This window comes from Fodinibius sp. AD559 (assembly GCF_052712805.1).
The window spans coordinates 85,299-109,372 of the sequence record NZ_JBQPVW010000003.1 but is presented as its reverse complement, the minus strand read 5'-3'; the positions used below and the strand labels follow the sequence as shown (position 1 = coordinate 109,372).

Below are 24,074 nucleotides of genomic sequence, written 5' to 3'. Positions count from 1 at the left end.
GCGCGCTGTGTCACTACTGACGCATTCCAGTATCTTTATTGTTTCTGTTCTTCAATCAGCTGCTCCATAATTATACGAGCACTTTCCCGCGTAACCGTTCGCATACTGTCTCGGGGGGCCTCATCGCTGGTCTCGTAAGTGACGGCATCGGCGCCGAAGGTGTGGAAAATCCAGTTTTTGGTGATAGGGGAATTGGGCGGGAAAGGTTCCACCTCAATCGGATATTCTGGAAACTCTTTTTTTAGGGAATCGATCCACTGATAAGTGAAATCGTCTGGAAAAGTTTTTTCCTCTCGATTAATAGGATAAAAAATGTTTTCGTCCGTTGAGTGGAAATCAATACCGTAATAGACTTTGCGGAGACTATCATTTTTTAATGGAAGGAGGTCATTTCGGATAGCACGTGTTTCGGGTTGTTTGAAATGTTCCCAGTCGCGGTTGAGATCTACTCCACGCGCATTATAGCGCCAGTGCCCTTGCTGTACGCCGTCGGGATTTGCAAATGGATACGCCCAGATTTCAAAATTGTTCCGGAACTTTTTAGCCAGTTCAGTATCGGAAGCGAGTTCATTAATAAATGCTTCTGTCCCAAGTGCGCCAGTAACTTCGGGAGGATGTAGGCGTCCGGTAATGATCATCACGCCGCGTGGCTCATCGGTATTTGTTTCACTGATATTTAGCTTGATAATTGGGTGGTTATTGTGTGAAAATCCGACGGTATCTTGTGAAATAAATGATTTTTTTGTCAATGAGTCGGCCCATGCTTTATAATCATTCCAGGTAAAAAGCTCCTGCGCTGAAACCCAAAGTGGTTTTCGTTCGAGATTAAGGGTAAGAGTGGCTGTACCCCGGGTAGTATCTGCGGAATAATTTGTGCTGTCGATACGCTGCCAATGCCGACTGTCTTTACTTAACTTGGGAATATACCGGTGGTCCCCGTGTTCATAATCCAGCTGTAATTTGATGGTATCGGGTTCAACGCTCCAGATCTGGAATGCATACCAGGGACTGTTGTTAATAGCATCGCGTTCCGGTTTGATGGCGACGCGGTACAGCGAGTCGTTGACTTGATAGAAATCGTTCATTCGCGCGCCCGGAAAATCGTTGCTGACCCATATTTTGCCGTCATTAACGCCAATAACTCGGGTATAATGGGGGTTGGTTTCTTTATCAGAAGTTTCGGTAACGTCTTTGGGATCGTAGGAATAGCCCGAAAACTCTTCGGAGGTTGAGCATCCTATAAGAAGTAAAATAAGCAGGAAAACAGTGATCGAAGAAATTGTGTTTATGGGATTTTCCATAGCGAACGATTTATTGTTGTTTTTTGGCACAGAGGTCGAAAGTAATATTCAAAATACTTAAAATCATTGTCGGATATTTAGCGAGCTTTAAAAAGTCTTTGTTAATCGTTGGATGAATTTTATTATTGTTTAGCTTTTTTTGATCATATCTTCAGTCATACTTTTACAATCCTCAAAATAAGATTTGCGTGCGGCTACTTGTCCTGTTGAAATATATATGCATGATCGTGCTGATGGTATCCTTAGCCGTTACATCAGCTTTTGGCCAAGATATGTCGGATGATTCTGAAAAAGTTCCTCAGGTGTGGAATATTACTTTTGAAGGCAATACCACGTATCCGGGAATGGTGCTGAAAAATCAGATCGCTACAGAAGCTCCGGGGATAGGAGAGAAGCTAAAATTCTGGGATAAAACGGGATTTGAGTTAAATGAAAGGGATGTTAAGCGAGATGTAATTCGCATTCGTAACTACTACCAACGACGAGGATTTGTAAATGTTGAGGTAGCATATCGTATTGAAACAAAGAATACAGAGTGGAAGAAAGAGGTATTTTTTACAATTAGGGAAAATAATCCTATTCGAATAAAGAATGTTGGGTACGAAATTAAAGGAGATGATGAAAATGTAAGACAGATTTTGGAAAGCCGTGCTTTTATACGGGCGCAAAGCCAACATTACTACCAGCAGGGGAATCGGTATGAGATGATCAAAAAGCCTGAAGTGGTGGGAAGGTTTTCGAATGTAATTAAAAATTTGGGATATGCATATGTGGATGTCAATATTAATGCAGCTATAGACTCTTCGGCCCTTTCTTCTGAAGTATCGATACAGGCAGATTTAGGTCCCCAAACGTATATCGATTCGATAAAAGTAGAGGGTATTGAAACAGTTGACAAGGATTATGTGCTGCGCGAAGCATCCCTGCAACGGGGTGAACAGTATAGCCTTAACAAACTACAGGAGGCGCAGCAAGAACTTTTTAATCATCATTTATTTCGATTTGCTACAATCAGTATTCCAGATCAGCCACAAGATTCTACGCTGAATTTACTGATGCGTATTCGTGAACATGAACAGCGGTCAGTTGAGTTGTTAGCGGGATTTGGACTTGAAGATAAGTTTCGTGGACAAGCCAGTTGGACCCATCGGAATGTAGCCCATCGTGGACATCGCTTTAGTATGACGGCACGGGCTTCATTTATTGAGCAGTACCTAAATATAGGGTATCAATTTCCTTATGTATTCAACACGAAAAGCAGCTTTATTATATCTCCTTTTGGTCAGCATATGTTGGAGAGCAACTATGAGTTGTTGCGTGCGGGTGTCACCAATAGTTTTATTTACCAATACAGTCAAAATTTGACGGCCTCGGCCTCGTATGAGTTTACCAAAAACCAGGAGTTGTCAAGACAAAGGGATATTAGTTTACCCGATACAACACTGGAGTACGATCTGTCATCATTACAACTAACCGGTTATTACAGCCAGGGTTATGGGCGGCAGCAAGAAGGATGGGTAATACAGCCCTATCTTGAATACTCAGGGTTTTTTGGGTTTGCCTCATTTAATTTTCAAAAGGTATCTGCAGATATCCGTCGTTTTATAAGGCTTTCGAGTTCAACAATGCTGGCTACACGGGTACAGGGGGGTGGGCTTTTCAATACTTCTTCAGATTCTTTGCCAAGTAACATCCGATTTTACTTGGGTGGAACGAATTCGGTACGGGGTTGGTATCGCCATGAATTGGGACCAAAAAGAGTGCAGGTCGACAGTACCGGTTTCAATGAGTACGTTCCACTGGGGGGGCGGGCTATGTTTGGATTTAATGTGGAGATTCGCCAGGAATTGAGTTTTTTAATTAATGGACTCGGAATGGCCGCATTTTTGGATGGTGGACAAATTTGGGAAACGGTTGCTCGTATTCGCCAACGACCTGTGCAATTTGGGATAGGCGGCGGACTTCGTTATCAATCACCACTGGGGCCCGTAAGGGTCGATATTGGATACAAACTTAATCCCACTGATCAGGATTTAAATATTTACCGAGGAACGAATCATGGCAGCGCCTGGAATAGAATAGGTATTCATTTTAGTATAGGTCAGGCATTTTAATGGATCAGCAGAAGAACAATAATAGTGCTTTGAAACGATGGGGTAAGCGTTTGCTTTGGCTGTGCTTAACGGTTGTCGTATTGGGATTGATTGTTCGTCTATCCCTGAAGACAGCATATGTTCAAGATTGGGCGCGCAGTGCTCTCGTATCAACAGCAAATGAACAACTCAACGCGCAGCTGTCTATAGAAAAGCTGTCAGGAGATTTATGGAAAGATATTACCCTATCCCATATTACATTAACTCAGCAGGATACCATTGCACAAATTGATTCTGTAAGCGCTGCGTATAATGTTTGGGCTTTATTAGGAGGAGAAATTGTTGTTACTGATCTGGGAATATATCAGCCCAAACTGAATGCCGAACAGGATTCTGAGGATTGGAATATAGAGGGATTGGTTGTGGAATCCTCCGACACAACGGAATCAGCAATAATGCCCTTCCATGTTGCAAATTTTACGTTGGAAAATGGGTCTGTTTCTATAAAGTCTAATAGCTTGCCACTGGGATCAAGCTATCAGCTCCGCCAGCTTAATATTGGTAGCAGTTTTGGATATGATGGCAATATTTACGAAGTAGATATACGCGACTTTTCTTTGAATATCACTGAGGCTAATATTGATCAATCCTTGGACGTACAAGCTTCGGCTTCAGCAGAAGATCAAAGTTTGACTCTTGAAAAGTTGGTGTTGGCGACGGGAAGATCAGTAATTGAAGCCAATGGATATGCTAACATAGTTGATACGAGTCTGCAGTTAGGAATCTCGTCAACACCGATTTATTGGTCGGATATTGCAGGTATTATGGAAGATTATCCCGTTCGGGAAAATGTGGATGTAACGTTTTCGGTACGGGGAAATCCTGAGCAGTTTGACCTTGGGCTTTCCATAGAGGGAGAAGGAGTGCAATCACTCGAAATGAGGAGCCGCGTCGCTTGGCAATCTGAGTTAATTGTAGAGCAAATTACAACCACAGCTAAATCAATAGATCTGGCAACATTATTAGCTGATACGACCTATCCGCGGTTCCAAGAGTTAGATTTTTCATTTAAAGGTCAGGTAAATATTGCCGATTTGACAAAGACAGCTGGAGAGCTGTCGTTTTCGGCAGCCGAGATTGAAAGCAATCCCTATAGATTGCAAAAGTTATTTGGTAATGGAACAATCGAAAATAAATCCATTGCCTTGAGTATAGAAGCTGTTGAAGAACAGCAAAGGATAGAGGTCAATTTGTCGGCCCGGGATATTTGGTCAGAACTCCCTTCTGTAAAAGGCAATGTGCTGGGTAAAAAAATAAATCCGGGCCACTGGATGCAGGATTCGACTTATGCCGGAAATCTGACATTTAATTTGAAATTTGAAGGCCGAGATTGGTATCCCCAGAAAGAACTTTGGGAATACACCCTGAAGATGGAACAGGGAACGGCACTTGGGCATAATATCACAAATACAGAGGTGAGCGGGCAGATTAGTAGTAATGATTTTACAGCAGATGGGGCCATGAATTTTTATGGTGGACGCATTGAATTAGTCGCCTCGCTGCGGGAGTTGACAACAACGCCATCATATAAATACCAGTTGAAAACGCAACGATTGGATCTGGGGCCATTTTTAGGAGAACAGGATTTCAGTACGTCTTTAAATGGTCTTATCACTGGAAAGGGAACAGGGTTTGATCCCGAAAGTATGCAGCTCCGGTCAACAGTAGAGGCCGATTCTTCTATAATAAATGGAGAGAAAATTGATACTATTTTTGCTGACTTTTCGATTAGGGATAACGTTATAACCGTCGATAGTGCCCGGTTGCAAAGTGGTATTGCAGATGGAGCCTTTAATGGTCAGTTGGATTTCTTGGACTTATATAAGGAGAGCAACGAATTATTTTTAGATCTGCAACTCAAGGATTTGTCGTCGTTGGCTCCCTTGGCAAATGCTGATGAGTTACAGGCAGTGGGTGATGTGGCGGGTACCTTAAGTCCGTTTAAGAATGATGGTCTCCGGTTTCTGGGAAAAATGGATGTTAATGACATAGCGTATGATTCACTTTTTGCGGCCGATCGTGCTCAGGGATCAGTAGATATTAATGTTGGAGATACGTTGTTTTACCTTACTGATTTAAACTTGCAAGAGCCGGTTTTTTCAGGGGTTCAGCTCCAAAATTTAAGTCTTAAAACGAAGGGTGATTATAGGGATGGGACTGCAACGGGACAGTATGACTTTAAGTTTTCAAGTTCCACAGAGGGTCGTATCGAACAGTCCGGAACTTACCAGGTGGCAACAGATTCCATCAAAATAAACACCAGTGGATTAAATCTGATCAGCGATTATAGAACATTGACACTTGAAGAGTCTTTCGGACTATGGTATCAAAATGATAGTCTGCGTATGGATACGCTGCGTATTTCTTCGGGGGATGGGTCATTTTTGGAGGTTGGAGTGCCGTTAATCAGTGCGGACGAGCAACGAGGTTTTGTAAAGGGAAATGATCTAAATATAGCCGTTATTCAAAGCAGTTTGTTGGGCGAAACGTTTTTTGAAGGAATGCTGTCCGGGGAATTCAATATTGATCGCCGGGGCACCGATTTGCAGGCTACAGGCAATATGCTATTATCAGAGATGTTATTTGAGGGTGCGGATTTTGATTCGTTATCGATCTCTGCTGATATCGTCGAGGAGCGAATGGAGGGTGCACTGGCTCTTAATGATGAAGGTGATAAGCTTGTTAGCGGACATGCTAATTTGCCTTTTAAATTGGGGGATCCTGAAACGTTTAAAGAAGCCTTTTTTGAGGAGCCGGTGTCGGGCGATTTGAGAGTGCGGGATATTTCAATCGAGCGTTTCCAGTCATTTTTTGATGAAGCCGAAAATACCGAAACCAGCGGTATTCTTTCGTTTTGGGGAACGCTCGGAGGTACGGCCGGCGATCCTGAGTTCGATGCTGATGTGACCCTGAAAAACGCTGTGCTGTCTGGCGTTGCCATCGATTCCATAACGGCAGGCGCAAATTATCGGCATATCGATGAGGAACTCACACTTGATGCTTCCGTTATGTCGCTGAAGCAGCGTGCGGCACAAATTAGTGCCCGTTTTCCCTTGTTCATCGATATGAAAACCTTTCAAGTGGATTTACCGCAGCAGAAAGATCACATTGCTGTCGATATCGAGACGAATGAGTTTAACCTGAGGGCACTCAATGACTTTATAGATCCATTGCTGTTAAGAGAGGTGAGAGGTAGCCTTGACGGTTCTATGCAAGTTAAGGGAGCCATAGAAGATTTAAAGACGGATGGATTTTTAGAGCTGAAGGGCGGAAAAGTTCGTTTGGTACCGGCCGGAATTACGGTGGATAATATTGCCTCAACCGTTAACTTTGCTCCCAATCAAATTAGGGTTTCCAAATTTTCGGCTCAAAGTGGAAGCGGTGATATTCGTGTGAATGGTACGATTGGGCTGGAAGAATTGATGCCTGGAAATATGGATATTAAGGTAAATGCACAGAACTTTCGGGCGGCCAACACCTCTGAGTATAATGCTGTAATAAATCTTAATGCTCGGGCGCAGGGAACAGTTACAAGTCCTAAGATTTCTGGGAGTCTCAGTTTTATAAGTGGTTTTATTAAGCTGGATAACTTCGGTGAAAAATCAGTTGAAAGCGTACAGTTAGATTCTGAGGATCAGGAAACATCATCAAGTAATATTTATAATTCTTTGGCCCTGGATATGGATGTGGAATTTAATAGACGGTTTTTTATCCGAAATGAGCGTTATCTCGAAATGGAACTTGAATTGGACGGAGTATTGGATTTGATAAAAAAAAGTGGGGATGATCTGCAGCTTTTCGGGGATATGAGTGCCCCGAATGGGTATGCGCGTCCCTTTGGGAAACGTTTTAATCTTGAAGAGGGGGTAGTAACATTTAGCGGGAATCCGGAAAACCCGCGACTTCAGATTCGAACTAAATATGAGCCTCCGCAGACACAGGAAGAAATTGTAATCTGGTATATCATTGAAGGCACGGTTGAAAAACCCAAGTTTAGATACGAGAGTCAGCCAACAATGGAGCTTGAAAATATTATAAGCTATACGCTGTTTGGGCAGCCTTTTTATGCATTGGATTCCTGGAAGCAGGTCGTAGCCAGTTCCGGAAGTAATACAACGGCTGCTGATGTTGCTCTTGATGTTCTTTTGGATCGAGTGGAAGCACTTGCAACCCAGCGGCTGGGTATTGATGTGGTAAAAATTGATAACACTCGGTCTGGTGGTGAAACAGGAACATCAATAACTACCGGCTGGTATTTGAATCCCAAAGTATTCTTTGCCATCCAGAACGTTATTACGGGTTCAACGCCGGATACGGGTTTCTTGTTGGAGTATATGCTGCGTGAGAATCTGAAGTTGATTCTACGTCAGGGAAATGATATCCGCCAGGGAGTAGATTTGAGGTGGAATTATGATTATTAGGTTTAGTAGTGAGATGGGGTGGCTTTTTTAAAATTGTGTCATCCTGAATTTGTTTCAGGATCTCGCTACGTTTTGATAGAATTGATTAAATTAAGTAACAATAATAATAGAGATATGTATTCAAACGAAGATCGTCAATTAGCGAAGAAAGTTTTAGAATTCAGCTGTGAGTTGGAGAAAGGACAAAATGTGATGTTGCAGCTGGTGGGGTTGAATGGCATTGGCCTGCTTCGGGCACTGGTAGAGCACGCCCGGGAGATGGATGCCAATCCCTTTGTACAGATTGAGGATACCGAAATCCGCCGCATGCTTGTAGAAACCGGTGACGAAAAGTTCTGGAAAAACCAGGCCGAAAATGATCAGCTTCCTCTGATGAAAAAGATGGACGCTTTTGTGGGGATTCGTGCGGCTCTCAATATTTACGAGCAGGCCGATGTTAGCAAAGAGGCCAATAAAGCCTATGCCGACTATTTCGTGGATCCTGTGCATTACAAAGAGCGCGTGAATAATACCAACTGGGTGGTACTGCGGTATCCCTCAGAGGCTTTTGCCATGAATGCGAAGATGCCGACCCAGCGATTTCGAGAGTTTTATTACAAAGCCTGCCTGCTGGATTATACCGAGCTGGCAGCAGCGATGGAGCCTCTCCAAGATCGACTTGAAAATACCGATATGATTCGTCTTGAAGGAGAGGGTACCGACATCGAATTTTCGGTCAAAGGTCAAACCTGGATACCCTGCTTTGGTAAGCGGAATATTCCCGATGGGGAGCTTTTCTCATCACCGATTTTGTCATCTGTGAACGGGCATATTACTTATGCGCCGAGTGTATATCAGGGCAAGCCGTTTGAGTACGTCAAGCTGGAAGTTCGCGATGGCGTGGTGATTGATTCAGACTCTTCAAACAATGAAGCGCTCGAAGAAATTCTGGATACCGATGCCGGGGCACGTCAGTTCGGAGAGTTCAGCTTTGGATTAAATCCCATTATCGATGAACCGATGTATGATATTCTTTTTGATGAAAAAATATATGGTTCCAATCACCTAACGCTCGGTAATGATTATGAGATTGCGCCCAACGGTAACGAGAGTAATATTCACTGGGACTTGGTTTGTATCGGCGCGGATGTGTATTTGGATGGCGAAAAAATCCGTGAGGGACGCGAGTTTATTACAGACGATTTAAAAGGATTAAACCCTGAGAATCTTTTACAGTAATTAGTTAAACAGTGAACAGTAAGGCAGTGACTTTAAATGGCCCACTGCCCACTGCTAACTGTGAAACTGTTTTATTCCGCCCAGGCTTCAGCATCTTCATAAACTTCAGCAAATTCGATGCTTTCACCGTCTTCGCTGATCGTAGCCTCGAAGTGTGTTTCACCTTCTTCTTCGCGCTTGAGCAGCTCCGTAGCCAGCTCATCAATAATTTTTGTTTGGATGAGTCGCTTGAGCGGTCGTGCACCATAGACGGGATCGTATCCTCGTTCGGCCAGCCAGTCTTTGACGTTGTCAGAAACAGACAATTTGATGTCTTTCTTGTCGAGCATCTTGTATACGCGTTGGAGTTGGATATCCACAATTTCGCGGATGTGTTCTTTCTCCAGGGGATGGAAGACAATGACATCGTCCACACGGTTTAAGAACTCGGGACGAATCTGTTTCTTCAATTGGTCCATTAATTTATCCTGAAGCTTGTTGTATACTTCATCCGTAAATTCACCGCCCGTTTCTTCAATTTTATCGGAAATTAGGTGCGAACCGATGTTACTGGTCATAATGATGATTGTGTTGGTGAAGTCGACGGTCACGCCTTTATTATCGGTTAGGCGACCTTCATCAAGCACTTGCAGCAACATGTTAAACACATCGGCATGTGCTTTTTCGATCTCATCGAGTAAGATTACTGAGTACGGTTTTCGTCGCACCGCTTCGGTAAGCTGACCGCCCTCGTCGTATCCTACATAGCCAGGAGGTGCACCAACTAACCGACTCACGCTGTGGCGCTCCATGTATTCACTCATGTCGATGCGGACCATGGCGTCTTCGTCATTGAAGAGGAAATCAGCCAATGATCGGGCAAGTTCGGTTTTACCAACACCCGTTGATCCGAGGAAGAAGAACGAGCCGATGGGACGTTGGGCATCCTGCAGCCCGGCGCGCGAGCGACGTACCGCATTCGATACTGTTTCCACAGCAGGATCTTGTCCGACAACTCGTTTATGCAACTCTTCTTCGAGGTGGACTAATTTCTCTCGTTCGCTTTGCAGCATTTTCCGTACGGGGATGCCGGTCCAGCGCGAAACGATATCGGCAATATCTTCGTATTCAACTTCCTCTTTTAGCATGGCTCGGCCTTCTTGTACCTCTTCGAGTTTTTCTTTGGTTTCTTCCAGGTCATTTTCAAGCTGATTGATGGTGCCATAGCGTAGCTCGGCGACCTTGTCGTACTTACCTTCGCGTTCGGCTTTTTCAGCTTGATTGCGGGCCGTTTCAATAGCTTTCTTCAGGTCACGCGTTTTTTTGATGAGATCCCGTTCGGTATCCCACTGGTTGCGCATGGTATTGCGTTTTTCCTCGAGATCTGCGAGCTCTTTCTCAATATTTTCAATTTTTTCTTCATTCTGATCTCGCTTGAGTCCCTCGCGTTCAATCTCGAGCTGACGAATTTGTCGCTCAACCTGATCGAGTTCTTCGGGCATGGAGTCGATTTCCAGTCGCAGTCGTGAAGCTGCTTCATCAATCAGGTCAATTGCTTTATCAGGGAGGAACCGCTCGCTGATATATCGGTGCGACAGTTCACTGGCAGCAACCAAAGCCTCATCGCGGATTTTAACGCCGTGGTGAAGTTCATAGCGTTCTTGCAGTCCGCGCAGGATAGAAACCGTATCTTCAACCGAAGGCTCATTGACCAGAACTTTCTGCATGCGTCGCTCCAGCGCACGATCTTTTTCAATATACTTTCGATACTCATCCAGCGTGGTAGCACCGATGGCATGAAGCTCACCGCGAGCCAGTGACGGTTTTAGGATATTGGCAGCGTCCATAGCTCCTTCGGTGGCACCGGCACCGACGAGAGTATGTATCTCATCAATAAAGAGAATAACTTCGCCTTCAGACTCCTGAACCTCATTGACGATGGCTTTGAGTCGTTCTTCAAATTCACCGCGGAATTTGGTTCCGGCCATCAGGGCTCCCATATCGAGAGCTACAATGCGCTTGGTTTTAAGGCTTTCGGGTACGTCGCCCTTGTTAATGCGCAGAGCCAGTCCCTCGGCGATAGCCGTTTTACCGACTCCGGCTTCTCCAATCAGAACGGGATTATTTTTAGTACGACGTGATAGAATCTGCATGATGCGCCGAATTTCCTGATCGCGACCGATTACTGGGTCGAGCTTGTTTTTTTCGGCCTGTTCGTTTAGGTCACGCCCATATTTTTTGAGGGCATTATATCGACTTTCTGCATTAGGATCGTCTACCTTTTGCGATCCGCGAACGTCTTCAAGTACTTTAAGAATATCGTCCTTTTTGACGCTGTTCTGTTTTAGCAGGCTGCCGGCTTCTCCTTTTGATTCCAGCATTCCGATAAGCACGTGTTCTGAGCTGATGTACTCATCGCCGAGGTTGTCAGCTGATTTCTGGGCGTTGTCGAAGACTTCCTTGGAATCATTCGACAAATATTGACCTGATACGGATGCACCTTTCACAACCGGAAGTTTATCAATACGCTGTTCAAGCTCGGTTTTAAGTTGTGGAATCCGAACGCCGAGTTTATTTAAAATGGTGTTAATGACGTTGTCGGAATCCGACAGAAAAGCCATCAGCAGGTGGGTGGGGCTCACCGCCTGATGATTATTACTGGAAGCCAGATCTACCGCTGCTTGTACGGCTTCCTGAGCTTTGAGTGTAAGCTTATCTAAGTTCATAATAAGTGAATACTTAGGTGAAAATTTCCTTTTTGTTATTTCACTTTTATAGAAGCCAATACCGTACCGAATCCCAAAATGTGTCTAAATTTCAGTGTTGTTACTCTTTAATATGACGCTTTTGGCCGGGATCTGTAATTATGGTAGGAAAACTGCCATTTAGAATTAGGAGGGAGTCTGTTTGACAGTTGGTTGTCAGTGTCTTTTTATGTATTTATTGAATTTGAGTGAGGCATTTTGTGTTTTTGAATAGTTCATAGGAATATATTGAGAAGACTATGAGAGAAACAAAGCAATCAGGTATAACAATTGAGCTAAAGCGAGGAGATATAGCTAATCAATCGGATGTGGAAGCCGTTGTTAATGCTGCCAATGCGGAACTCCGAATTGGCGGTGGAGTAGCGGGAGCTATTCATCGGGCAGCCGGACCTGAACTTACCGAAGAAACGCGATCGATGGCGCCGATAGAGCCGGGTGAAGCGGTTATTTCGGGCGGACATAATTTGCCGAACGACTATATTATTCACTGTTTAGGTCCGGTATATGGAAAGGATAAACCGGAGGATAAGTTGCTTGCTAATTGCTATTTGAATGCACTGGATCTTGCCGAAGATCATCAAATCGAGCGAATTGCATTTCCGGCGATATCAACCGGAGCATTTGGATATCCGATGGAAGATGCTGCGCGTGTTGCTTTCCAAACAGTTCGGGAGAAAGTTAATGAATTGGAATACGTTTCGCTCATTCGCTTTGTACTTTGGAGCGAGGGAGATATCGCGGTTCATGAAGGTGTAATGGAAGAAGTATTTAGCTAATTGTTTAGTTGTTATATGTATATCAGCTGAATTATAGATCAGGGGTATTCTTGAAGGATCACGAAAAAAGTAAGGATACGGCGCGCCGTATCCTTACCGGTTAGCTAAAAAATACTATTCACCATAAATTTCATTAAGCACGCCTGCCAGCCGAACCCCACCTTTGAGCAATTGGCGATCCAGCAGGTCGCGATTTTCGTACTGGTATTTATAGCCAATCTCCCGATCCTCAGGCAAGTCGTAGACCTGATCACGCAGCTCCATGGCCTCGTACGCCCAGTCCAGAACGTCGGTGTCTTGCCAATTTTCAATTTGTTGATCGGAGGGATGGTTTATCGCTGCCGAAAATTCGGTATAGCTTAACTGCGTGTCGTCAATCATCTCACTGTCCCATACGCGATGAATATTTGAATCCTCAGAAAACCATTCAACCTCTGTTTCATTTCCACCTCGATCTTTACCGTTGCCTACATGTAATGGCTGATGGATATCGCCAACAAGGTGAATGAGCATTCGCAGCTTTTTCTTTTCTTCCTCAGCCGATAGGCTGCCGCTTTTGAGTTCCTCAATAAACGTTCGAATGGAATTAATCAGATCGCCATTGGGATTCTTCTCGGTTTCCTCATAGGTTTTTCCATTGGGAATGGTGACCCAGTGCCAGTCATGCGTGTGATCATAGGCGGGATCTGACTTTATTTTATCCATCCAGGTGCTGGCGATAGCCATTGATTCGTGTCCGAGTACACGATCGATTTCTTCGCGGGCTTCGGGCGTGAGGTAATCAGCAGCAATATCGCCTACGATACGATGGCCGTTTTGTCCCCATAGATTATCGTTTGAGAGGTTATCTGCGGGAACGAACAGGAGGGTGGCAATCAGTAGAATAAAAACCATAATGTTAAACAGTTGTATTAAAGTTTTGTAGGCAGTTGAATATCACTACTTTTTAGAAGAAAGGTAAATGCTTTTGGGACTTTTAACATCATTTTTTGGGATGTATATCTTACTCGATATCGGTTTTATTGTCTTCCACACCGTACTTATCCTGTTTAATCTTTTTGGATGGATTTGGGAGGCGACCCGCCGCTGGAATCTTGGCACATTACTCCTTACGGCGTTTTCGTGGTTTATTTTGGGGATTTGGTACGGATTCGGATATTGCCCGTGCACCGATTGGCACTGGCAGGTGCGGCAAGAATTGGGATACACCGAGATGTCCTCATCCTATATTGAGTTTTTGGCAGAGTTATTGACGGGCTTAGACTTTAATACAGCGTTAGTGGATACCACAACGGCAATTCTGTTTTTTATGGCGCTGGTTATATCGATCTATGTTAACTTTCGAGATTTTGATAAGAAAAGAATTGTCTCGTAGATAGTTACAAAATAACAATGGTTCGAGTAGCTACCTGAACCATTATCTTCAAAAAATTTGTCTTGATCTTATTTCTTTGCCAGTTGTTTAAATAGTTTTTCTTCTTCCTTGGAGAGTTTTTCAGGTACTTGTATCTGGATACGAACAAATAAATCTCCTTTATTAGATGAATTTTTAAATTCAGGCATACCCATATCACTCAATCGGAAGAGCTTACCACCCGAAGTTCCAGAGGGAATATTCAGTTTGGCTTTACCAGCCAGCGTATTTACGACGGTTTCTCCACCCAGTACAGCAGTATAAAGATCTATTGAATGATCGTAGTAAATATTGTTGCCTTTTCGCTCGTAGCCATCTGGCATATTAATGTTTACAGTAAGGTAGAGGTCGCCTCGTGCCCCGCCGCGTGTTCGGCTTTGTCCTTTTCCCTTTAGTTTCAGGCGTTTTCCATCTTCAATACCTGCCGGGATTTTGACCTTCATTTTTTCACCGCCTACGCGCAATGTTCGCGAGGTACCTTCAAATGCTTCTTTCAGCGAAATAGTAATGCTGGCTTTGGTATTTTGCTTGCCGTTGCGTTGTTGTTGGCGAGCACGGCTTTGATAGCGACGTCCACGGCTTTGTTGCTGTTGCGCTTGTTCAAACGGATTGCCACCGCCTCCGAAAATGGTTTCAAAGAAGCTTGAGAATCCACCGCCTCTGCCGCTGCTTTCCCTACGGCTGCGGGCACCCCCGCCACCAAACAGGTCGTTCAAATCAAAATTTGTTTGGTAGCTTTGCTGACCGCTAAAACCACCTCGACCTTGGCTTTGTTGTCGGGCATAATCTTGCCAGTTGAATCCATCGGCAGATCCACCCGCGCGTTGGTATTTCTTCCAGTCTTTACCAACTTTGTCATAGAGGTTACGTTTTTCAGGGTCGCTCAGAACTTCGTATGCTTCACCCACCTCCTTAAATTTCTCCTCAGCCGAGGGATCATCAGGGTTTTTGTCAGGATGGTATTTTGCCGCCTTCTTACGGTATGCCTTCTTTATCTCATCCTGAGAGGCATTTTTGCTTACACCGAGTATGTCGTAGTAATTTTTGTATTCCATAATGAAATTGTACCATTATAGAGCTTTTTCTTCAATTTCATTAATAATAGAGCAAATAAGGTGCCACAATCCAAAAGCTAACGTTTTGTCAAAAATCAGGTCAAAATTCGTCAGCTTGTCATAAAAAAAGCCCTCCGGTGAACCGAAGGGCTTTTTATCAGGGATTGTGCTAAACTGTTATAGCTCAAAAGCAACGAGCTGACTGTTACCATTAGGGGTAATTACCCGAAGCAGTACCACCTCTTTGCCTTCTTCAACAAGTTGATTCATTGCCCGGTTGAAATCCCGAACATCGGAAATTTCCTTTTGGTCAACCTCAGTAATAACATAACCGCGCTGCAGACCTTGTTGATAAGCCTCACTCTGTCGTGATATTTGGGTAACGACAACTCCGTCTTGGTTCTGATTGAGTTCCAGCTCTTGGGCAATGCGCGGAGTAAGATCCTCAACTTTAAAGCCGAGTTCCTTTTCCATATTAGGTTCGGATGGGTTGTCCGGCTGCATGGCAGACATCATTTCTTCGGGTTGTTCACCCAATGTTACTGTAATAGTTTGTTTTTCTTCGTCCCTAATTATTCCAAGTTTTACATCGGTGCCAGGGGGTGAGGTACCGATAGATGTACGCAGTGAACTCCAGCTCCGAACCGGTTTACCATTGATCGTTTGAATGATGTCATCTGGCTGAAGCCCAGCTTTTGCTGCAGGACCGTCTTCGGGTACACTGCCCACGATAATACCATAAGCTTCATCAAGGCCGAGAGCTTTTGCCATAGTAGCATCCACTTCTCCACCCATCTCAATCCCGAGATAACCACGGACAACGCGTCCGTTTTGGATGATTGACTTCATCACATTTTTAGCAATGTCGATGGGAATAGCAAAGCCAATACCATCACTGCCGCCAGAGCGAGACGCAATAGCCGTATTAATGCCAATAAGTTCTCCATCCATATTTACTAAGGCACCACCAGAATTTCCAGGATTAATGGCAGCATCTGTTTGAATAAAGTTTTCATATCCAGCTCCTTGTTCGATGATGCCAACGGAACGTCCTTTGGCAGATACAATACCCATCGATACGGAGTGTGCCAGACTTGCCTGAAGTGGACTACCGATAGCTAATACCATTTCGCCCACTCGTAATTTTTCACTGTTCCCAAGTTTTATGACATTCAGTTCTTCAGCATCAATTTTTAATACAGCTATATCAGTCAGGGGGTCGGTACCAATTACTTCGGCATCAAACCGTTTATCATTGAAGAGCTGTACTTCTACCTCACTGGCATTTTCCACAACGTGGTTATTTGTCAAAATATATCCTTCGTTAGAGACAATAACGCCGGAACCTTGTCCACGTCGCTGGTATTCCTGAGGTTGCTGGCGCGGATTCCCAAAAAATCGGCTTAATGGGTTTGGTCGTGCTTTTACCTTTTGCGTTACTTTAACGGTTACTACCGCCTGTTTTGACTTATCAGCGATATCAACAATAGCATCATTTAGTTCGCCAATGGTTTTTGAGGGAGCTTTCTTCGATTGCTTAACACTCTTATCAGAGGAAAACCCGGGCAGTGAAAGCACCGAAGCATTGTTTGTCTGTACATCAACGGTGTAAAAACCGACAACCAATACAGCGACAAAAGCCCATAACAAATTAGAGGAACGAATTTTTTCCATAATGAACTTAGTTTAGATCGAGATTAATAATTTTTGAATTTCTGACAGTTCAATAAACATCTGAGAGTAGTAAATTATTGTGCTGTTCATCAAAAAAGAAGCGGAAGCTGTGTTTCATCACAACTTCCGCGGATTGGGAATCAATTGTTAGCTAAGGTTAGCTAATTTCAATTTGTTTCTTCACTTTGTCTTCGCTCTTGTCAATGTTGATGTTCAGCAATCCGTTTTCATAGGTTGCCGAAATGCTTTGCTCATCAACATTATCGGGTAATTGGAAAGAGCGCTCGAAAGAACCGTACTTTGTCTCGACGCGATGGAATGTTTTGCCTTTCTCTTCATTCTCGAAGCTACGCTCACCGCTAATGGCAAGTCGCCCGTTTTCCAGACTGATGGTAATATCATCTTTATTCATACCCGGAAGTTCAGCAGTAATTAAAAACTGATTTTCCGTTTCGGATATATCGATACTGGGCACAAAATTTCCGCGCCGATCATTTACAACATCATTGAAAAATTCATCCATGATGTCTGAAAAGTTCTTGTCCAATGCATTTCTGTTGGGTTTGGAATATCTCATTAAAGTCATAATAAACACCTCGTAAGTGAATTTATGTTGGAAATATATTTGTTGATTCAAACTCACTTTTATAGCTGCAAGAGCTATACCAAGGGCTTACAAGTAGGAAAGGTCTGTCATTCAGCCATAGATTAGCCGCGAAATTTTCAGAGGTGTCAGTAATTAAGAAAAAAATGTCACCGCCTATTTAGTCAAACCGTCAGCTCCGCTGTATTTGTGGCAGAATAGCCAGAGTACAGTGATCAGAGACCAATTACCAAGGCTTATCTCAATAGGTTTGCAATTAGCAGGAGAGTTATGACATAAATAAATTTGGTATTATGTGTCTCAAATAAGCACTCTGCTAACTGCCGTAACTTTGGTTCCACTCCTTGGCAATAAGGAAAGCTATCTCTAAACTCTGTTGGTAGTTTAGGCGCGGATCACAATAGGTTTCATAGTTTTTGTGAAGCTGTCCCTCGTGCAGACCTTTGGCACCACCAACACATTCGGTAACATTGTCACCGGTAAGTTCGAGATGAACCCCGCCGAGATAGCTGCCCAAGTCGCGGTGAATGGCAAAGGTCTTGCGGATTTCAGAAACAATTGCATCAAAGTTACGAGTTTTGACGTCTTCATCTGTCTTGAAGGTATTGCCGTGCATGGGATCGCAGCTCCATACCACGGGCATGCCCTCGTGTTTGATATTTTTAATAAGATCGGGAAGCCCGTTTCCTACCTCTTCTTTTCCAAAACGAGTAATGAGCACAATTTTGCCTTGTTCGTGGGTCGGATTCAGTCGCTCAATTAATTTCAGGGTATGGTCCAGATCATAATTTGGACCAATTTTTATTCCAATCGGATTGCGAATGCCGCGCAGGTATTCCACATGAGCGCCACCCAGATCGCGTGTTCTGTTTCCAAGCCATACCATGTGAGCACTTAGGTTGTACCAGCCTTCACGACGAGGAACTTGCTGGGTTTGGGCGGAATCGTAATATAAGTTTAATCCTTCGTGCGAGGTATAAATATTAATTTTTTGGGTTGTGCTAAATTCATTAGGCGTGATGGTCTCCATAAAATTAACCGCTTTTTGGATGGAGTTTACCATTGCCTCGTACTCTTTGTAATACTCATTTTCTTTCATGAAGTCGAGTTCCCAGTACTCGGGGTGATGCAGGTCAGCAAACCCTTCATCAGAGAGAGCTCGCAAGAAGTTGAGTGTAAGACCCGCTTTATTATATCCCTCAATTAATCGTTCGGGATCGGGCTTGCGCGCTTCTTCAGTAGGAGTAATACTGTTGATTAGATCACCGCGGTAATTGTGGATTTTTTCACCGTCAACAATTTCGTAGTCCCTTGACCTCGGCTTTGCATATTGGCCTGCAATACGTCCTACCCGAACAACAGAAGTTTCCATCTCGTGGATGAGAATGAAACTCATCTGTAGTAAAACCTTGAGCAGATTCACAATTTTGGGAGATTTGCAATCCGCAAAACTTTCGGCGCAATCGCCGCCCTGCAACAAGAAACCGTTTCCGGCACTTACATCAGCCAGCTTTTTCTTCAGGGCTTCAACTTCCCACGAAGTAATTAGGGGAGGGTTATTTTGTAATTCATTATAGGCCTGCTCCAGTGCTGCTTGATCCGGATATTTCGGAAGCTGTTTAACTGGAAATTGTTTCCAGGATTGGGGAGACCAGTCTTTGGGATTTGCTACTTCAGAAGCCACTGATTTTTTTGAATACATTTAATTGTTAAGCTCTTATTGACCCTTCTAATAAAACCTCTAAGGTTACCGAAAATTACGGATAGGAGCAATTATCAGAAGTAATAGGGTGTTAAAATATTGTGATGTGTTATAACCAAAGTTTTAGTTTATTGGTTCCAGTGCAAAAACACCGTTTCTATCAATATAGCCGTATTTCTCTCCCAGTTTAACCATGGCAAAACCGCCCTTGAAACTCCATGCTTTATCATAGATGGGATCTGCAATTAGTTGGCCTCGTTCATTAATAAATCCATACTTGCCATTTTGCTTTATTTTAGCTCTGCCTTCATGAAAAGAAAAAGCCTTCTCATAGGTGGGTTCAATAATAATTTCACCTTGCCTATTGATATAGCCATATTTCTGCTGTTCCAGATTTTTATTATCAATAGGCATGGCAATGACTGCTTTATCCTCAGAAAATGGTTCGGCTTTCAAAAATTTCGACTCTATGATAACAGCACCGTTTTTGTTGACATAGCCCCACTGTTTATATTCCAGCTGTACCGGGGCCAATCCCTCGGAGAACGATTTTGCCTGCTGATATTTTGCCGATATTACTATTTCACCAGAAGTATTAATATAACCCCACTCTTTGTGTTCCGATGTTTGAACAAGGGCAAGATCTTCACTAAAAGTGGTAGCCTTTTCGAACTGAGGCTGGATTTTAAAATCCCCATTTTGATTAATATACCCCCAGTTGCTTGTTTTATAGTGTTGTACGGGCGCCAGGCCATTGTTAAACCGCCCTGCGTTTTGATATTGGGGCTCAATAATGAACTTGCCATCCCGATTGATGAATCCATATTGCGCATTATTACGAACTAAGGCAGTACCATTTTCAAAATTTTGGCCATAGTCAAACTGTGGTTCGATGGCAATATTTCCCTGGCGATCGATGTAGCCTATTGTTCCCAAAAAGTTGACGGCGGCCAATCCCTCAGAGAAGGTATAGGGCCAGGTTCTGTTATTAACAAGTTTAAATTGGGGATCAATTTTTTTCTCAAGGGAAGTGTCTAAAAAGCCGACCTGGTGATTTTCCAAATAGGGATATAAATAATCTTTGGTCGATTCTGTGGGCTCTGATGCTTTACATGAGTTTAAAAGTATAGCAATTCCGGTTATAAGAATGCCTTTCCAAATTATCTTTGGCATGGTAAAAACTGTGCTGTTCTTTTTTGGGTTATATGTTTTGTTACCATTTTACCCTGATGCTGAAGCTATGTTCCTATATAAAGAGAGATCAGAGAGGTCATCAGGTTTGGTAGGAGTTGGCAGGTATGGTGTCTGATTCTTCGATTAAGCTTCTGTAGATGACAGCGGTAGCCATGGTTGTCAGGGGATAGGTAAGAATCACACCTACGCCGAACAGCAGGGCACCTATTAGATTTAGAAATACCACTGCAACTCCGAACACAAAGAGTTCCAGAAGGAGGTCTTGTGACAAATTAAAACTCTTTTGGAGAGCTGTAAATGAGGAGTCGCCGTTTTCAATAATAAAATAGGGGAAGAACTGAAATCGGATAGCAATCCATATGCCCGGGGCTATGAGTAATAATAATCCCACAGAAACAGCCAGACCGTATATAAAACTGGCAACAAAATAGCTGAGGAAAATGCGGAAGTTGTTGAACATATCCGCCACGGTAACATAGGCATCTTGTACGAGCAGTAGCATTAATTTCGTAAATCCAAGACTTAGGAACAGCTGTACGGCTGTTAATAAAAACGAAACAAACTGTGTTTGCATGGTGGGGTTCTCGGGGGCTCGCATCATGAAGTAGATTTGTGGAACTACAGCTAAGACGATAAAGGTGAGAACAGCCCCAATTATAAAAGAGGCGTACAATCTGTATTGCTGAAAACTAAACTTGAAAAGAGCTGTTAAATCGATAGAAAGCTGCTGCATAAGTACTGAATGAAATGCCGATAGTTTCCGTTATCTACACTGGTTTTCGAGAGTATAAATCAGTTTTAAATGTAGGCTTCAAAAGATACGATTTATCCTTATCTTTTAAAGTTTTATTGAACCCCAAAATATGGATTACCTTTGCGAGAAAATATAGTTATCCGCGGTGCGCGCGAACACAATCTGCAAAATTTAGATGTTAATATTCCCCGTGAGGAGCTGGTTGTGCTTACCGGTATATCTGGTTCGGGAAAATCTTCACTGGCTTTTGATACTATTTATGCTGAAGGCCAGCGTCGATTTTTGGAATCGCTTTCTGCTTATGCCCGACAGTTTTTAGGGATGATGGAGCGGCCCGAAGTTGATTTTATTGACGGACTTTCTCCCGTGATCTCCATCGATCAAAAAACAACGAACCGGAATCCACGATCAACGGTGGGTACCGTTACCGAAATTTATGATTTTCTGCGGTTACTCTATGCCCGCGTTGGCGTACCCTATTCGTGGAAATCAGGTAATAAGATGGAAAAGCAGACGGCCGATCAGGTTGTATCTACCATTATGGATATGCCCGAAGGAACCAAGGCTTATTGCCTTGCGCCGGTAGTACGGGGACGAAAAGGGCATTATCGCGAGCTGTTTGAGCAGACGATGAAGCAGGGTTTTGTGCAGGTCCGCGTGGATGGGGAATTTATGGACCTCGAAGAGGACATGAAGGTAGATCGGTACAAGAAACATGATATCGAAGTGGTAGTGGACCGGTTTGTAATTAATGATAAGAGCGAAAAACGTATCGCTGAAAGCGTGCGGCTGGCGCTGGAGATGGCCGAGGGGAATGTAATTTTAGCAGTTCCCAAAGAAGAAGACGGGGAGGTCGAGTTTAAAGATCATCTGTATTCACAGAATCTCTTTGATCCTGAAAGCGGATTGGCATACGAAGATCCCGCTCCAAATATGTTTTCATTTAATTCTCCCTATGGTGCTTGCCAGCATTGTGATGGGTTGGGCTATACCTACGATGTGAATCGTGATTTGGTGATTCCCAATAAAGAACAGACGATCGAGGAAGGGGCTATTCGGTATTTGGGAGAACCCCGCGACATTTTTGCTTTTAAACAGATAAAGGCGGTGCTCGATTCGGTGGGACTCGATTTTGAAACCCCGATCAAAGAATTTACCGAGGAGCAAATGGATCTGCTTTTTGAAGGCGGCGGTGATACGAAGTATGACGTAAGTTATGATTTTCGTGATGATAACGTCACATACAAGCACTCCTTCAAGGGATTGCGGAATATGATCTACGAGAAGTACGAGGAGAGCAATTCTAATAAGCAGCGCGACAAGGCTAAGGCATTTATGAGTAAAATCGACTGCCCTGAATGTGACGGCGGTCGGCTCAATAAAGAAGCGCTTTCGTATCGTATTGACGGCTATACCATCGATGAGTTGGTAAACATGGATATTACTACGCTGCGAAATACGATTAATAATCTGGATCTTACCGAGCGTCAGCAAAAGATAGGTAGCCAGGTATTAAAGGAAGTGCGCGATCGCGTGGATTTTCTGCTCAATGTTGGGCTTAATTATCTGACGCTGGATCGCGAAGCGCAGTCGCTCAGTGGTGGCGAAGCACAGCGCATTCGTCTGGCTACACAGATTGGTACGCAGCTGGTTGGTGTGCTCTATATCTTGGATGAGCCCAGTATTGGTCTGCATCAGCGTGATAATATTAAACTAATTAATTCGCTTGAAACGCTCCGCGATTTGGGGAATAGCGTAATTGTGGTAGAACACGATCGCGAAACCATTGAGTCGGCGGACTATGTGATCGATATGGGACCCGGTGCCGGTGAATACGGTGGAGAAATTGTTACTGAAGGTCGGCCTGAGGATCTGGACCCTGATTCGATGACGGCCAAGTTTCTGAAAGATGAAGAAACGGTTCCATACCCTGATGAGCGACGCGAAGGTAATGGGAAATCAGTTCGACTCGAAGGAGCTCGTGGGCACAATCTCAAAGAATTGGATGTTGATATTCCACTCGGCAAATTTATTTGCGTAACAGGTGTAAGTGGAAGCGGAAAGAGTTCGCTAATCAACCAGACGCTGGAGCCTATTCTTTCGACGGAGTTTTATAATTCGAAATCAGTGCCGCTCCCGTTTGATGAAGTACACGGTATTGATAATTTGGACAAAATTATTTCAGTGGATCAGAGTCCTATCGGGCGTACGCCGCGTTCCAATCCCGGAACTTATACCAAGGTGTTTGATCATATCCGTAAACTTTTTGCCGAGCTACCGGAGTCCAAAATTCGGGGGTATGATCAGGGACGATTTTCATTCAATGTGAAGGGCGGTCGTTGCGAAGCCTGTAATGGTGACGGCGTTCGTAAGATTGAGATGAACTTTCTGCCGGATGTCTATGTGGATTGCGAAACATGCAACGGCAAGCGCTATAACCGGGAAACGCTTGAAATTTATTACAAGGGCAAGAATATATCTGATGTATTAAATATGTCGGTCAATGAAGCGCACGAGTTCTTTGATTCGGTACCTGCTATTAATCGAATATTGGGTACGCTCGTTGATGTTGGACTTGGCTATCTGAGACTTGGTCAACCCAGTACTACGCTTAGTGGCGGTGAAGCGCAGCGTATTAAACTTGCTCGCGAGCTTGCCAAAGTGGGTACGGGCGATACGCTTTATATTTTAGATGAACCTACCACTGGATTACATTTTCAGGATGTGCGCATGCTCGTAGATGTGGTACAGCAGCTGGTAGACAAAGGAAATACCGTAATTGTAATAGAACACAATCTCGATCTCATCAAAGCGGCGGATTGGATTATCGATCTGGGTCCCGAAGGCGGCGTCGAAGGGGGACAAATTATTGCCGAGGGAACGCCTGAAGAGGTTGCTCGGATGGAGGAGAGCTATACGGGCCAATATCTGAAGGAAGAATTTGACCGTGAGAAGCAGCAGACAGTTACGGCTTCTTAAAAGTGTATTGAAGAAAGAGGTTGAGGTTTTTATCAGGTAAAAATTTGGCAGGTTGAATTACTTTCGACATAATAGCATATATCCT

15 protein-coding genes are annotated in these 24,074 nt (G+C 43.7%); 6 read left to right on the top strand and 9 right to left on the bottom strand.

Annotated elements, in window-relative coordinates:
• Positions 1-35: 35 nt before the first annotated feature.
• A complete protein-coding gene (locus ACQ4LT_RS06205) occupies positions 36-1,301 on the bottom strand; it encodes a M14 family metallopeptidase (protein ID WP_445665164.1) in 1,266 nt (421 codons plus the stop codon).
• Between the two features lie 233 nt (positions 1,302-1,534).
• Here ACQ4LT_RS06205 and ACQ4LT_RS06200 point away from each other — a divergent pair, with 233 nt between their 5' ends.
• The 3 genes from ACQ4LT_RS06200 to ACQ4LT_RS06190 all read left to right on the top strand — a co-directional run bounded on the left by ACQ4LT_RS06200 (position 1,535) and on the right by ACQ4LT_RS06190 (position 9,093).
• Positions 1,535-3,415 carry a BamA/OMP85 family outer membrane protein gene (locus tag ACQ4LT_RS06200; RefSeq protein WP_445665163.1) on the top strand — a complete coding sequence of 627 codons (1,881 nt, stop codon included), beginning with the start codon at positions 1,535-1,537 and terminating at the stop codon, positions 3,413-3,415.
• A complete protein-coding gene (locus ACQ4LT_RS06195) occupies positions 3,415-7,875 on the top strand; it encodes a translocation/assembly module TamB domain-containing protein (protein ID WP_445665162.1) in 4,461 nt (1,486 codons plus the stop codon). The genes ACQ4LT_RS06200 and ACQ4LT_RS06195 overlap by 1 nt, the downstream gene beginning before the upstream one ends.
• Positions 7,876-7,989: 114 nt before the next feature.
• On the top strand, positions 7,990-9,093 hold the full coding sequence (locus tag ACQ4LT_RS06190; RefSeq protein ID WP_445665161.1) for an aminopeptidase: 1,104 nt from the start codon (positions 7,990-7,992) through the stop codon (positions 9,091-9,093).
• A gap of 71 nt (positions 9,094-9,164) precedes the next feature.
• Here the strand turns inward: ACQ4LT_RS06190 and clpB are convergent, their stop codons facing one another.
• Positions 9,165-11,798 (bottom strand): ATP-dependent chaperone ClpB, encoded by a 2,634-nt coding sequence (gene clpB / locus ACQ4LT_RS06185; RefSeq protein ID WP_445665160.1) that lies wholly within the window; start codon positions 11,796-11,798, stop codon positions 9,165-9,167.
• Positions 11,799-12,076: 278 nt separating this feature from the next.
• Between clpB and ACQ4LT_RS06180 the strand changes: the two genes are divergently transcribed.
• A complete protein-coding gene (locus ACQ4LT_RS06180) occupies positions 12,077-12,613 on the top strand; it encodes a macro domain-containing protein (protein WP_445665159.1) in 537 nt (178 codons plus the stop codon).
• 114 nt (positions 12,614-12,727) lie between these two features.
• On the opposite strand, the gene ACQ4LT_RS06175 is transcribed toward ACQ4LT_RS06180, so the two are convergent.
• Complete coding sequence (locus ACQ4LT_RS06175; protein ID WP_445665158.1) at positions 12,728-13,507, bottom strand: S1/P1 nuclease; 780 nt, start codon at positions 13,505-13,507, stop codon at positions 12,728-12,730.
• Between the two features lie 100 nt (positions 13,508-13,607).
• Here ACQ4LT_RS06175 and ACQ4LT_RS06170 point away from each other — a divergent pair, with 100 nt between their 5' ends.
• Complete coding sequence (locus tag ACQ4LT_RS06170) at positions 13,608-13,988, top strand: DUF2784 domain-containing protein (RefSeq protein WP_445665157.1); 381 nt, start codon at positions 13,608-13,610, stop codon at positions 13,986-13,988.
• A 68-nt stretch (positions 13,989-14,056) separates the two neighbouring features.
• Here ACQ4LT_RS06170 and ACQ4LT_RS06165 read toward each other — a convergent pair whose 3' ends face one another.
• From ACQ4LT_RS06165 to ACQ4LT_RS06140, 6 genes are all read right to left on the bottom strand, one after another.
• Positions 14,057-15,082: a DnaJ C-terminal domain-containing protein gene (locus ACQ4LT_RS06165; RefSeq protein WP_445665156.1), complete on the bottom strand. Its 1,026-nt coding sequence runs from the start codon at positions 15,080-15,082 to the stop codon at positions 14,057-14,059.
• 177 nt (positions 15,083-15,259) lie between these two features.
• Positions 15,260-16,756 carry a Do family serine endopeptidase gene (locus tag ACQ4LT_RS06160; protein WP_445665155.1) on the bottom strand — a complete coding sequence of 499 codons (1,497 nt, stop codon included), beginning with the start codon at positions 16,754-16,756 and terminating at the stop codon, positions 15,260-15,262.
• A 157-nt stretch (positions 16,757-16,913) separates the two neighbouring features.
• Positions 16,914-17,333: an Hsp20/alpha crystallin family protein gene (locus ACQ4LT_RS06155; protein WP_445665154.1), complete on the bottom strand. Its 420-nt coding sequence runs from the start codon at positions 17,331-17,333 to the stop codon at positions 16,914-16,916.
• A gap of 343 nt (positions 17,334-17,676) precedes the next feature.
• Positions 17,677-19,062 (bottom strand): 3-deoxy-7-phosphoheptulonate synthase class II, encoded by a 1,386-nt coding sequence (locus ACQ4LT_RS06150; protein ID WP_445665153.1) that lies wholly within the window; start codon positions 19,060-19,062, stop codon positions 17,677-17,679.
• Positions 19,063-19,185: 123 nt separating this feature from the next.
• Positions 19,186-20,235 (bottom strand): WG repeat-containing protein, encoded by a 1,050-nt coding sequence (locus ACQ4LT_RS06145; protein WP_445665152.1) that lies wholly within the window; start codon positions 20,233-20,235, stop codon positions 19,186-19,188.
• Positions 20,236-20,335: 100 nt separating this feature from the next.
• Positions 20,336-20,989 carry a hypothetical protein gene (locus ACQ4LT_RS06140; RefSeq protein ID WP_445665151.1) on the bottom strand — a complete coding sequence of 218 codons (654 nt, stop codon included), beginning with the start codon at positions 20,987-20,989 and terminating at the stop codon, positions 20,336-20,338.
• Positions 20,990-21,130: 141 nt separating this feature from the next.
• Here ACQ4LT_RS06140 and uvrA point away from each other — a divergent pair, with 141 nt between their 5' ends.
• Positions 21,131-23,989 (top strand): excinuclease ABC subunit UvrA, encoded by a 2,859-nt coding sequence (gene uvrA / locus ACQ4LT_RS06135; protein ID WP_445665150.1) that lies wholly within the window; start codon positions 21,131-21,133, stop codon positions 23,987-23,989.
• Positions 23,990-24,074: the final 85 nt, after the last annotated feature.

What these genes read in the sequence shown, in the direction of transcription:
- ACQ4LT_RS06165 (WP_445665156.1), bottom strand. Translation starts at nt 15,082, where the DNA reads ATGGAATACAAAAATTACTACGACATACTCGGTGTAAGCAAAAATGCC.
- ACQ4LT_RS06140 (WP_445665151.1), bottom strand. Translation starts at nt 20,989, where the DNA reads ATGCAGCAGCTTTCTATCGATTTAACAGCTCTTTTCAAGTTTAGTTTT.
- ACQ4LT_RS06145 (WP_445665152.1), bottom strand. Translation starts at nt 20,235, where the DNA reads ATGCCAAAGATAATTTGGAAAGGCATTCTTATAACCGGAATTGCTATA.
- clpB (WP_445665160.1), bottom strand. Translation starts at nt 11,798, where the DNA reads ATGAACTTAGATAAGCTTACACTCAAAGCTCAGGAAGCCGTACAAGCA.
- ACQ4LT_RS06205 (WP_445665164.1), bottom strand. Translation starts at nt 1,301, where the DNA reads ATGGAAAATCCCATAAACACAATTTCTTCGATCACTGTTTTCCTGCTT.
- ACQ4LT_RS06180 (WP_445665159.1), top strand. Translation starts at nt 12,077, where the DNA reads ATGAGAGAAACAAAGCAATCAGGTATAACAATTGAGCTAAAGCGAGGA.
- ACQ4LT_RS06195 (WP_445665162.1), top strand. Translation starts at nt 3,415, where the DNA reads ATGGATCAGCAGAAGAACAATAATAGTGCTTTGAAACGATGGGGTAAG.
- ACQ4LT_RS06155 (WP_445665154.1), bottom strand. Translation starts at nt 17,333, where the DNA reads ATGAGATATTCCAAACCCAACAGAAATGCATTGGACAAGAACTTTTCA.
- ACQ4LT_RS06150 (WP_445665153.1), bottom strand. Translation starts at nt 19,062, where the DNA reads ATGTATTCAAAAAAATCAGTGGCTTCTGAAGTAGCAAATCCCAAAGAC.
- ACQ4LT_RS06200 (WP_445665163.1), top strand. Translation starts at nt 1,535, where the DNA reads ATGGTATCCTTAGCCGTTACATCAGCTTTTGGCCAAGATATGTCGGAT.
- ACQ4LT_RS06160 (WP_445665155.1), bottom strand. Translation starts at nt 16,756, where the DNA reads ATGGAAAAAATTCGTTCCTCTAATTTGTTATGGGCTTTTGTCGCTGTA.
- ACQ4LT_RS06175 (WP_445665158.1), bottom strand. Translation starts at nt 13,507, where the DNA reads ATGGTTTTTATTCTACTGATTGCCACCCTCCTGTTCGTTCCCGCAGAT.
- ACQ4LT_RS06170 (WP_445665157.1), top strand. Translation starts at nt 13,608, where the DNA reads ATGTATATCTTACTCGATATCGGTTTTATTGTCTTCCACACCGTACTT.
- ACQ4LT_RS06190 (WP_445665161.1), top strand. Translation starts at nt 7,990, where the DNA reads ATGTATTCAAACGAAGATCGTCAATTAGCGAAGAAAGTTTTAGAATTC.